The organism is Lysobacter sp. BMK333-48F3, from assembly GCF_019733395.1.
In the GTDB taxonomy this organism is placed as follows: Bacteria; Pseudomonadota; Gammaproteobacteria; order Xanthomonadales; family Xanthomonadaceae; genus Lysobacter.
The window spans coordinates 1,289,808-1,300,920 of record NZ_JAIHOO010000001.1 but is presented as its reverse complement, the minus strand read 5'-3'; the positions used below and the strand labels follow the sequence as shown (position 1 = coordinate 1,300,920).

Annotated in this window: 8 protein-coding genes; 2 read left to right on the top strand and 6 right to left on the bottom strand. The window is 70.7% G+C overall.

All coding sequences use genetic code 11. The features are described 5' to 3' along the window. Positions 1–124 precede the first annotated feature (124 nt). Complete coding sequence (locus tag K4L06_RS05410; protein WP_221670430.1) at positions 125–826, bottom strand: XRE family transcriptional regulator; 702 nt, start codon at positions 824–826, stop codon at positions 125–127. A gap of 263 nt (positions 827–1,089) precedes the next feature. Between K4L06_RS05410 and K4L06_RS05405 the strand changes: the two genes are divergently transcribed. Beyond that, positions 1,090–3,393, top strand: coding sequence for a serine hydrolase domain-containing protein (locus tag K4L06_RS05405; protein WP_221670429.1), 2,304 nt, complete (start codon positions 1,090–1,092; stop codon positions 3,391–3,393). Positions 3,394–3,651: 258 nt separating this feature from the next. Here the strand turns inward: K4L06_RS05405 and K4L06_RS05400 are convergent, their stop codons facing one another. From K4L06_RS05400 to K4L06_RS05385, 4 genes are all read right to left on the bottom strand, one after another. Beyond that, positions 3,652–5,451 (bottom strand): DUF885 domain-containing protein, encoded by a 1,800-nt coding sequence (locus tag K4L06_RS05400; RefSeq protein WP_221670428.1) that lies wholly within the window; start codon positions 5,449–5,451, stop codon positions 3,652–3,654. 330 nt (positions 5,452–5,781) lie between these two features. Then, positions 5,782–6,237: a cytochrome c oxidase assembly factor Coa1 family protein gene (locus K4L06_RS05395; RefSeq protein WP_221670427.1), complete on the bottom strand. Its 456-nt coding sequence runs from the start codon at positions 6,235–6,237 to the stop codon at positions 5,782–5,784. A gap of 34 nt (positions 6,238–6,271) precedes the next feature. Then, positions 6,272–8,533 carry a S9 family peptidase gene (locus tag K4L06_RS05390; protein ID WP_221670426.1) on the bottom strand — a complete coding sequence of 754 codons (2,262 nt, stop codon included), beginning with the start codon at positions 8,531–8,533 and terminating at the stop codon, positions 6,272–6,274. Between the two features lie 37 nt (positions 8,534–8,570). After that, a complete protein-coding gene (locus K4L06_RS05385; RefSeq protein WP_221670425.1) occupies positions 8,571–9,281 on the bottom strand; it encodes a glutathione binding-like protein in 711 nt (236 codons plus the stop codon). Between the two features lie 175 nt (positions 9,282–9,456). Here K4L06_RS05385 and K4L06_RS05380 point away from each other — a divergent pair, with 175 nt between their 5' ends. After that, the gene (locus K4L06_RS05380) at positions 9,457–10,101 is read left to right on the top strand and encodes a TIGR00645 family protein (RefSeq protein WP_221670424.1); all 645 of its coding nucleotides are present in this window, start codon (positions 9,457–9,459) and stop codon (positions 10,099–10,101) included. A 15-nt stretch (positions 10,102–10,116) separates the two neighbouring features. Here the strand turns inward: K4L06_RS05380 and K4L06_RS05375 are convergent, their stop codons facing one another. Beyond that, positions 10,117–11,109: a hypothetical protein gene (locus tag K4L06_RS05375; RefSeq protein WP_221670423.1), complete on the bottom strand. Its 993-nt coding sequence runs from the start codon at positions 11,107–11,109 to the stop codon at positions 10,117–10,119. Positions 11,110–11,113 lie beyond the last annotated feature (4 nt).

Sequence of the window (11,113 nt, the reverse complement as noted above, 5' to 3'; positions counted from 1 at the left end):
CGTCATGAAAGCGCGCGCGACGAATTTTCCGATCGGGAAAATCCGCCGCCGTGACCGCCGTTTGCGGCCGCTGTGACGGCTATTCGCCGCCCGGCGTGCGCGCGGTCTGGGCCCGCGCGGCCGTTCAGCCGGACAGCCGCTGCGGCCGCGCCTCGCGCGGCGTCTCGCGGGGTGTCTCGATGGGGTAGCGGTTCGACAGCGCCGCGCGCAGATGATTCTCGTTGCCCGAGCACACCGCGAGCAGGCGGCAGGGGCCGGGCGCGGCGGCGATGTAGGCGTGGCCCATCGAACTGTCGAAATAGATCGAATCGCCGACTTCCAGGCGCATCGGCGCGTACAGCTCGCTGTGCATCTCGACGCTGCCTTCCAGCACCATCGCGTACTCTTCGCCGGCATGGCGGATCAGTTCGCCGAACTCGTCCAGGCTGCGCGCATGCACATCGACGATGATCGGCACCAGGCGCTTGTTGAGCAGCTCCGAAGCGGGATAGCGGTGATCGTAATGCTCGCTGCGGATCGCATAGCCCTCGCCTGCGCGAGTGATGCTGCGGCGGCCGGCGAACTGGTCGTTGCCGCTCGCCGCCGGCGCGGCGAACAGCTCGCCGATGTCGACTTCCAGCCCTTGCGCGATGCGGGTCAGCTTGTCGAAGCTCAACGACATCTTGCCGTTTTCGATTTTCGACAAGGTCGAGATCGGCAAGCCGGTGCGCGCGCCGATCTCGGCCAGCGTCCAGCCGCGCTGTCGCCGCAGCGCGCGCAGGGCGACGCCGGGATTGTGAGCGGCGGGAGCGACGGCGGTTACGTGCTTGCTGCGCATGGCGGGCATGGGAGCGGCCGTAAAGGTTGCCTGCAACGACTCTAGGCGCGCCGCAGGGGGCTTGCCAAGCGGGGACCGACGGCGCTGTACGCAGGCGCAAGCTATTTTGCGAAAGGCGAAATCCGTGCGCGGCGCGAACGGCCGTGCGGAGCGCAGGCGGCGAGCGCGTACACTGCGCGCGGCGTTGCGGACGGTATCTGATCGCCATCACAGCGCGTCGCGTGCCGGCCGGCACCGCGCGCGGATCGGCGCCGAGGACTTGCGGGGGACGGATGAAGGCGAGAGCGAACAAGGGCAGGGTGTTGGCGGCGTTGCTGGGCGCCGGCTTGTGCTGGAGCGCGGCCTGGGCGCAGACCGCGCCGCGGCCGGTGGACCCGGCCGAGGTGCGGCCCGACCCGCCGCCGGCGGCCGCGAACGCGCCGGCGCCGGTCGCGGCCACGCCCGACGCCTTCCCGGCGACCCCCACGGCGGTGCCGCTGCGCACCGCGCCGGTCGGGGCGCGGATCGCGCCGAGCGCGCCGAGCGCGCCGGCGCCGACCGAGGCGATCGACCCGTACGCCGAACCGCTGGGCGTGATCGCGACGCCGAAAGCCGGCGCCGCGCGCGCGCCGGCGCGGATCGAGTTGCCAATCGAGCTGCCCACCGACTTGCCGCCGGCGCTGGCCGAACCGGCGCCGGCGGATGCCTCGGCGTTGGCGGCGGCGATCCTGCTCGAGCCGGGCGCGCGTTCGCCGCAGCCGGCCCTGACCGCACCGGACCTGGAGGCCTACGTCGACGGCCTGGTGCCGTCGGCGCTGGCCCGCGGCGGCCTGGCCGGCGCGGTGGTGACGGTGGTGCGCGACGGCCAGGTCCTGCTGTCCAAGGGCTATGGCTATGCCGACCTGGCCCGGCGCAAACCGATGGACCCGGCGCGCACCCTGGTGCGGCCGGGCTCGGTGTCCAAGCTGTTCGTCTGGACCGCGGTCATGCAACTGGTCGAGCAGGGCAAGCTCGACCTCGACGCCGACGTCAACCGCTACCTGGATTTCCGCATCCGCGACTACGCCGGCAAGCCGGCGACCCTGCGCCAGCTGATGACCCACAGCGCCGGCTTCGAGGAATCGACCAAGCATCTGTTCGCGCGCGACGCGGCGCATCTGCTGCCGCTGGGACGCTATCTGCGCGAAGTGCAGCCGCGCAGGATCTACCCGCCGGGCACCGTGCCGGCGTACTCGAACTACGGGGCGGCGCTGGCCGGCTACATCGTCCAGCGGGTGTCCGGACTGCCGTTCGACGACTACGTCGAGCGCCGGGTGCTGGCGCCGCTGGGCATGCGCCATTCCAGTTTCCGCCAGCCCTTGCCCAAGGGGCTCGCCGCCGATCTGGCCCAGGGCTATGCCCAGGCCGGCGCGGCGCCGATCGGTTTCGAGTACGTCAATCCCGCGCCCGCCGGCAGCCTGTCGGCGACCGCGCAGGACATGGCGGCGTTCATGAGCGCCCAGCTCGATGCGGGCCGCTATCGCCAGGCCGCGCTGCTGCAGCCGTACAGCCTGCGCCAGTTGCATGCGGCGGCGTGGCGGCCGATCGCCGGCCTGGACGCGATCGGCCTGGGCTTTTTCCGTCGCGACGGCCGCGGTCCGCTGGCGATCGGCCATGGCGGCGCGACCGAGGCCTTCCAGAGCATGCTGGTGCTGTTGCCCGAGCACGGCGTCGGCCTGTTCGTGTCCGCCAGCGGCCCGGGCCGCGCCGGCCGCGCGCTGCACCGCGACCTGGTCGACGGGGTGATCCGGCGCTATTTCCCGAGCCCGGCACCGGCGCGGCCGACCCTGGCCACCGCGCGCCTGCACGGCGAGCAGATCGCCGGGCATTACGAGAACAGCCGCAGCTCGGCCAGCAACTTCCTCGCCATCGCCCGTCTGCTCGGAGGCGCGAGCGTGCGCGTCCACGACGACGCCACGGTCAGCGTTTCGACCTTACGCACCTCGGACGGCCGGCCCAAGCGCTGGCGCGAGGTCGGCCCGTACCTGTGGCAGGAGGTCGGCGGCGACAGCCTGCTCGCGGCCAAGCTGCGCGGCACCCGGGTGGTCGCGGTGAGCAGCGACGACGTGCCGGCGGCGATGTGGCTGCAGCCGGTGCCGGCCTGGCGTTCGCCGGGCTGGATGCTGCCCGCGCTGGCGGCGGCGTTGGCGGTGCAACTGGCGGCCGCGTTGCTGTGGCCGGTCGCCGCGCTGGTGCGCCGGCGGGTGCATCGCGGCTTGGGGCTGGATGCGCGCGCGTTGCGCTGGCGGCATTGGCTGCAGGCCGGGGTGGTCGCGAACCTCGCGCTGGCGGCTTTGTGGGCGTGGATCCTGGCGCGGATCGAGGCTTCGGTGCGGATGCTGGACGGCGGGCTCGACGCTTGGCTGCGCCTGGCGCAGCTGCTGGGGCTGGCGAGCGCGGCGACCGCGGTCGTCGCCCTGGTCTACGCCTACCGCCTGTGGCGCTCGCCGCCGCACCGCCTGCGCCGGATCTGCGCGGTCGCGCTCGCCCTGGCCTGCGCGGCGACGGCCTGGTCGGTGTTCGCGTTGAAGACGGTGACTCCGGCGCTGATGTACTGAGCGGCGCTTCGCTTCTCCTGTAGGAGCGGCGTCAGCCGCGACAGCCGGAGCGGTGGAATACCACGCGTTCAGCCGAAGCCGGATCGCCCGACGCACCGGCGTCCGACTGTCCGGGCTTCGGTGGCTGCGCTTGCGTAAGCCGCTGCGGCGGTCGCGGCTCACGCCGCTCCTACAAGGACTTGAGCGGTATCGCGGTAACGACGAAGGCCGCGGTGTTCGCCGCGGCCTTCGCTTCAATCACCGGGCGCTACCGTGCGCTCAGCGCTTGTCCTGCTTGGTCACGAAATCCTCGCGCACCGACTTGGCCAGCAGGCCCGGCGGCAGCATGCCCTGGTCGAGCAGGAAGTTGTTGAACTTGAGCCGGTCGAAGCGATCGCCGAGCTTGAGTTCGGTTTCCATGCGCAGCTCCAGGATCCGGCTGTAGCCGTAGAAATAGCTGCCGGCCTGGCCCGGGGCGTTGAACATGTAGCGGTCCAGCTCCTGCTTGGTCATCGCCTCGGAGAAGCCGACCTGCTCGGCCAGCACCTTGCCGGCGCTGGCGCGGTCGGTCAGGCCGAGGTTGAGCATCGGGTCGAGGATCGCGCGGGCCGCGCGCAGCAGGCGGAACTGCAGCGCGATCAGCTGCCCGTCCAGCGGCTCGTACGGCACCATCTCGGCCTCGGCGTACAGCGCCCAGCCTTCGACGTTGACCGAGTTGAAGGCGAACATCGAGCGCGCCAGCGACACGCCGCGCTCGACCATCGCGGTGAACTGCAGTTCGTGGCCGGGGCGGCCCTCGTGCGCGGACAAGGTCCAGGCCGCCGATTCGTAGTTGAAATCGTCGTAGTGCAGGGCCTTGCCGCCGGCGCTGGGCACCGCCACCGGCAGCACGAACTGGCCTTGCTGGCCGGTGTTGCCGACCAGCGGCGCGGGCAGGAAGTGCGGCGCCGGCTGGGCGGCCGACTCGGCCTCGCTGCCCAGGCGCATCACCATCGGCCGCTGCGGCACGTCGACGATCTGTTCCTTGCGGATGATCGGATCGATCGCGTCGATGATCTTGCGGTAGCGCGATTCGAGCTGATCGTTGGGGATGGTGTCCTTCTTCAAGGCGCGGATCACCGCGACGTAGTCGTGCGGGTCGGCCACCTTCAGGCCCTTGGCCTGCGCGACCAGCGGCGCCAGCTGGCGCATCGCCGCGCGGGTCTCCATGAACTCGACCTGGGCGCGGCGGATGAGCAACTGCGGATCGACGTCGATGCCGTACTGCTTGAGCGAATAGGCATACAGTTCCGGCGGCAGGCGCGCGTCGCTGCGCGCCTTCGGCAGCACCGCGCTGCGGCTCCACTGGCCGTAATCGCGCAGCTGGGTTTCCATCGCCTTCAGCGCCGGCTCGGCGCCGTCGATCTTGTACTTCTCGAACAGCTTGCGGATCCCGGCGACGTAGGTGTCGACGTTGCCCAGCGCCTGCTCGACCTCGAGCTTGGTCGGCTGCAGCAGGGTCTTGTCGGCCAGGCGTTCTTCGTAGCGCTGCCGCGCCAGCACGGTCAGCGGCTCGCTGCCCGGGGCCAGGCCGACGTAGGCCTGCAACCGCTGCAGCGCGTGCGCGCGGCGTTCGGCCGGGGTCTGGTCGGAGAGCAGGGCGCGCATGCCGGAGAACACGGTCTGCGGCGCGTCGAACCAGGGCAGGACCAGGCGTTCGTTGAGCGCGCTGCCTTCGATGTTGTCGTCGGCGGCCTGGATCAGGATCTCCAGGTCCTGGCGCACGCTGGCGTCGCGTTCGCCGGCCAGCTTGGCCTGCAGCTCGCGCTTGGCCTGTTCCATCGCGGAGCGGAAACGCTTGCCGACCTCCGGCTTGAGATCGCTGACCTTGTCGTCGTAGCCGGGCACGCCGAAGAACGACATCTGCTCGGGCGAGAACTGGCCCTGGGCCTTGATCAGGATGTTGGTGTATTCGTTGCTCTGCGCGACCCAGGCCGGAACCGGCTTGGCGGCTGCGGCCGCGGCCGGAGCGGCGTCGGCGGCGTGGGCGAGGACGGGCGCGGACAGCGCCAGGGCGACGGCGAGGACGAGCGGCTTCATGGGCGGTCCCGGTGGATGATTGCCGGCCAGCATCGGCGCTGGCCCGGCCGCGGCCAAGCGCCGAAGGTCATGCGTGCGATGGCGCGCCCATTTCGCCGCGCGGACTCCGGTAGGAGCGGCGTCCCACAGGGATTTGCTCCGGTCATGAGCGCTGACCCACCGCAGCGACGTGGGTCAGCGCAGCGACCGAAGTCCGGCCAGCGGCGCGGTTCGGCATGGAGCGACATGGCTTCGGCCAGCCGCGTGTTATTTCACCGCTTCGGTTGTCGCGGCTTACGACCGGAGGAAGTCCCTGTGGGACGCCGCTCCTACAGGAGCGCGGCCGCGCTTCTACGATTCCCCATTCTCCATTCCCGATTCCCCGCCCTCCAGCAAATCGATCCGCTCGCCGCTGCCGTCGACGTCGATCTGCATCACCCGGTAATCCCAGGCGCGATCGTGGTAGCTGCCTTCGACCTGCACGTCGGCTTTGCCGCGCGGGCCGCGGATGAAGATGAACAGCTGCGCGGTACCGCCGTCCTTCTGCTCGACCGCGCCCAGGATCATCCCGGTCGGCTCGATCGGCTGGCCCAGGGCTGCGATCGCGCGCGGATCGGCCTGGGCGCGGCGCATCGCCTCGCGGTAGGGCTCGGAGTCTTTCATCGACGACATGAAGGTGTACATCACCCCCAACCCGACCGCGGCCGACAGCGCGATCGACACCGCCAGGGCGGCGATCAGCAGCAAGATCCAGTGGCGCTGGACCCAGGGTTTCTCGACGGCGCGGGCGGGGCGGGGAGCGTTCATGGCGGTCGATTCCGTTCGATGCGGGGGCGCGCGGTCAGCGCTTGAGGCAGCGGGCGAAGAAGTCCTCGGTCAGGCGCAAACGATGCAGCGCGTCGCGCCCGCGCAGGCCGTGCTTGGCGCCGGGGTAGGTCATCAGTTCGAACGGTTGCCCACGCTGCTGCAACGCGCTCATCAGCACCGTGGAGTTGGTGAACAGCACGTTGTCGTCGGCCATGCCGTGGATCAGCAGCAGCTTCGAGCGCAGGCCGTCGAGGTGTTCGAGCACGCGGCCTTCGCGATAACCCTCCGGGTTGTTCTTCGGCAGGTCCATATAGCGTTCGGTGTAGTGGGTGTCGTACAGGCCCCAGTCGGTGACCGGCGCGCCGGCGGCGCCGCAGGCGTACTGGTCGCTGGCCTTGGCCAGCAGCATCAGGGTCATGTAGCCGCCGTTGGACCAGCCGTAGACGCCGATCTTCGAGCCCTCGACCCAGGGCTGCGACTTCAGCCACTTCACCCCTTCCAACTGATCGGCGACTTCGACCGTGCCCTGCCTGCGGTACAGCGCGCCGCCGAAGGCCGCGCCGCGGCGCGGGGTGCCGCGGTTGTCGATCGAGAACACCACATAGCCCTGCTGGGCCAGGTACTGATTGAAGTCCGGCATCCAACTGCGCTTGACCGTCTGCGTGGCCGGGCCGCCGTAGACGTAGACCACCACCGGGTAGCGCTTGGCCGGATCGAAGCCGGTCGGCTTGATCAGGCTGTAGTGCAGCGCGGTCTTGCCGTCCGCGGCCGGGATCGTGCCGAACTCGGTCGGACGCTGCGCGGCGCGGTACGGCGCGAAGGGATGCTTGGGATCGGCCAGCTCGTTGTCGATTAAGGTCGCGATCCGGCTGCCGTCGTTGCGGTACAGCTCCAGCTGCGGCGGCGTGGTCGGGTTCGACCAGGCGTCGACGTACACGCTGGCGTTGTCGGCGAAGCTGGGCGAGTGATAGCCGTCGTTCCTGGACAGGCGTTCGATCGCGCCGCCGGCCAGCGGCACGCGGTAGATCTGGCTGTCCAGCGGCGAGTCCTTGCCGGCGGCGAAATACACTTGCCCGGCGGCCTGGTCGATCGCCAGCACGCTGTCCACCGGCCACTCGCCCGAGGTCAGCGCGGTCGCCTGGCGGCCGTCTTCGGACAGCAGATACAGGTGCTCGTAGCCGCTGCGCTCGCTGTTCCACAGGATCCGGCCGTCCTTGAGGAAGCGCAGGTCGTTGTGCAGCGGCACCCAGGTCTTGCTGGTCTCGGTGGCGAGCGTGCGCTGTTTGCCGCTGGCCAGTTCGGTCTCGATCAGTTCCAGGGTGTGCTGGTCGCGCGATTGGCGCTGGAAGGTCAGGCGCTGCGGATCGCGCCAGTCGACCCGGGCCAGGTAGATGTCCGGATTCTGGCCCAGGTCGATTTCGCGCGGCGCGCCGCCGCCGTTGCGGCCGATCGGCGCGACCAGCAGGCGCACGCGCACGTTGGCGTCGCCCGCGGCCGGATAGCGCTGCTCGATCACGTCGGTGCGGTCGGGATAGACCTCGTAGCGCTTCTGGATCGGCACCGGGGTTTCGTCGATGCGCGCGAACGCGATCGCCGAATCGTCGGGCGCCCACCAGTAACCGGTGTGGCGGTCCATTTCCTCGTCGGCGACGAACTCGGCCACGCCGTTGCCGATGCTGTCGCTGCCGTCGCGGGTGAGCTGGGTCGCCTTGCCGTCGGCCAGATCGATCACCCACAGGTTGCGTTCGCGCACGAAGCTGACGTAGCCGCCCTTGGGCGAGAGCTTGGGATCGGTGGCGAAGCCTTCGCCGTTGGTGAGCTTGCGCACCGCGGCCTTGCCGCTCTTGCCAAGGTCGTATAGGTACAGCTCGCCGCCGAGCGGGAACAGCAGGCGCTTGCCGTCCGGCGACCACTGGTAGTCGACGATGCCCGACAGCGCGGCGATGCGTTGGCGCTCGCGGCGCGCCTTCTCGGCGTCGCTGAGCACTTCCTCGCCCGGCAGCACGTCGTCGGAATCGACCAGCAGCCGGGTCTTGCCGCTGGCGATGTCGTAGGCCCACAGGTCCAGGCGGTTCTTGTCGCGCTGCTTGCCGCGCAGGAAACCGACTTGGCTGCCGTCGGGCGCGATCTTCGGCTTGACCAGGCTCGGGCCCGACAGCGGCGCGTCGCCGGTCAGCGCTTCCAGGGTCAGGCGGCCGTCGCCGGCGGTCGGCGTGGCGGGAGCGGCGAACACGGGCGTGGCGGTCAGCGACATGGCGAGCAGGCAGAGGGCGAGGCGGGACAGGCGCGGTTTCATGCGGGCGGAAGTTCCGGTGCGGGCGTGGAGCGCGCCGTCAGGGCGTCGGCGCGGGCGTGCCGAACAGATGCTTGCGCATCTCGTCGGTCATGGTCTTGTCGGCGCGATAGGCCTGGCCGATCGCGTAGGCGCGGGCGAACGCCGGCCGCGCGGCCAGCGTTTCGTACCAGCGCCGGACGTTCGGGTAGCGGGCCAGGTCGACGTGGTGCCATTCGTGTTCGCGGGTCCAGGGGTGGCAGGCGAAATCGGCGATGCTGAGTGTATCGGCGGCGACGAACTCGCGCCCGGCCAGGCGCCGGTCCAGCACCCCGTACAGGCGTTCGGTTTCGCGCTGGTAGCGGTCGATGGCGTAGGGCACCTTTTCCGGGGCGTAGCGGTTGAAGTGATGGTTCTGGCCCAGCATCGGGCCGTAGCCGCCGACCTGCCAGAACAGCCATTCGCCGATCTCGACCCGGTCGCGCGCGCTGTCGCCGCCGTAGCGGCCGGTCTTTTCCGCCAGATACTGCAAGATCGCTCCGGATTCGAACACGCTCAGCGGCGCGCCGCCATCGGCCGGAGCGTGGTCGACGATCGCCGGCATGCGGTTGTTGGGCGAAATTCGCAGGAAATCGGGCTTGAACTGGTCGCCGGCGCCGATGTCGACCGGCTTGATCGAATACGCCAGGCCGGCGCCGTCGGCGTTGGCCTCTTCCAGCAGCAGGGTGATCTTGTGGCCGTTCGGGGTGGGCCAGTAGTGCAGGTCGATCATGGGGGATGACTCCGCCGGCAAAGGCCGCAGTGTAAGCGCGGCCCGGCGCGCGGGGCCGCGGCCCGGATGGAATGGCCTGTCCCGGCGGCCGGCCCTGGGGCCGGCCCGACATGACGGCGGCCATCGTCGCGGGCTACTCTTGGGCGCTGTATCTGTCTGATTTCATGAGCTACCCATGTCCGATCCCAAGATCAACCGACTCAATCCCCTGCCGGCCCTGATCTTCAGCTCGCGCTGGCTGCAGCTGCCCTTGTACCTGGGCCTGATCGTCGCCCAGGGCGTGTACGTGTTCCAGTTCGTGCGCGAGCTGATCCACCTGGTGCACGACGCGGCGACCCTGACCGAGCAGTCGATCATGCTGATCGTGCTCGGCCTGATCGACGTGGTGATGATCTCCAACCTGCTGGTGATGGTGATCGTCGGCGGCTACGAGACCTTCGTCTCGCGCCTGCGCCTGGAAGGCCATCCGGACCAGCCCGAATGGCTGAGCCACGTCAACGCCAGCGTGCTCAAGGTCAAGCTGGCGATGGCGATCATCGGCATCTCCTCGATCCACCTGCTCAAGACCTTCATCGGCGCCGGCGACCTGGGACTGCCGCTGTGCGGCACGCCGCAGGCTTTCGCTGCCGCCCAGGCCGCGGCCGCGGCGACCGCCAACGGCGTGGCCAACGCCACCGCCGGCTGCAGCAAGCTGACCGAGCAGGGCGTGATGTGGCAGGCGCTGATCCACTTCCTGTTCATCCTCTCGGCGATCGGCATCGCCTGGACCGACAAGCTGATGAGCAGCGCCGCCGCGCACAAGCCGGCCAAGGCCCACTGAGGCCCGGGTACGGGCTCAGCGCGCGTCCGGCGCCGCCGGCGCGCGCATGATCGCCGCGCGCAGGCGCGCCGCGTCGGCGCGCTGAGAGAACTGCAGCCGGCCGTCCTCGACGCTCAGCCCCAGCGCCGTATAGCTCGCCTGCTGCGCCGGGAACTCGCGCAGCGCGGCGTGGCGCCGGTACAGCCGGGCGAACACGCCCGCGCCGCCGGCGCGGTCGAGCGCGGCGACGAATTGCTCCGGGCTCAGCTCGGCGCCGCCGTCCAGGCAGCAGCGCGCATACCGCGCCAGCACCCGGTCCAGGCTGCTGCCGTGCTCGCGGCGCAGGGTCACGTCGGCGTCCAGCCAATACGCGGCGCCGGCCCAGTACACCCGCATGGTGCCGGCGCGGCCGCGGCCGATCGCGTCCATGCGCGCGCCCGGGCCGACCCGGCGGCCGCGCGCGAAACCGGCGTCGAGCCGGCGCCAGGCTTCGTCGGCGCTCAGCAGGCCGGCGCGGGCGCGCAGCACGTTCTGGTAGTAGCTGGCCAGGCCCTCGGCCAGCCAGCGGCCGTCGTCGCCGAGAAAGGGGTGGAACAGATGGGCGAGTTCGTGCACCGCGGTCCAGTCCGCGCGCAACTCGTCCAGGCCGGCGTCGGCGCGCACGAACAGCAGCACCGCGACCCCGTCCGCGTCGCGCCGGGTCTGGCCCCAGGGCACCGGGCTGCGGTCGCGTCCCGGCGGCACTTCGCGGATCCGCACCTCGGCGTAGTCCAGCGGCAGTTGTCCGAATGCGGTCGATGCGGCGCGCGCGCACTCATTCAGCCAACCCTGCAGCAACGCGGCGCGGGCCGGGTCGGGCGCGTTCTCGACCACGATCCGCAGGCGGCGCGCGCCGTCGCCGAACTCGCGTATGTCCTCGCGTGTGTCCGCGCGCACGTCCTCGGCCGCGCCCGCGGCCTGCGCATGCAGCGTCGCCGCGGCGAGGGCGACGGCGGCGAGGCGGCGCAGCCAGGGTGAACGGGTCGGCATGTTC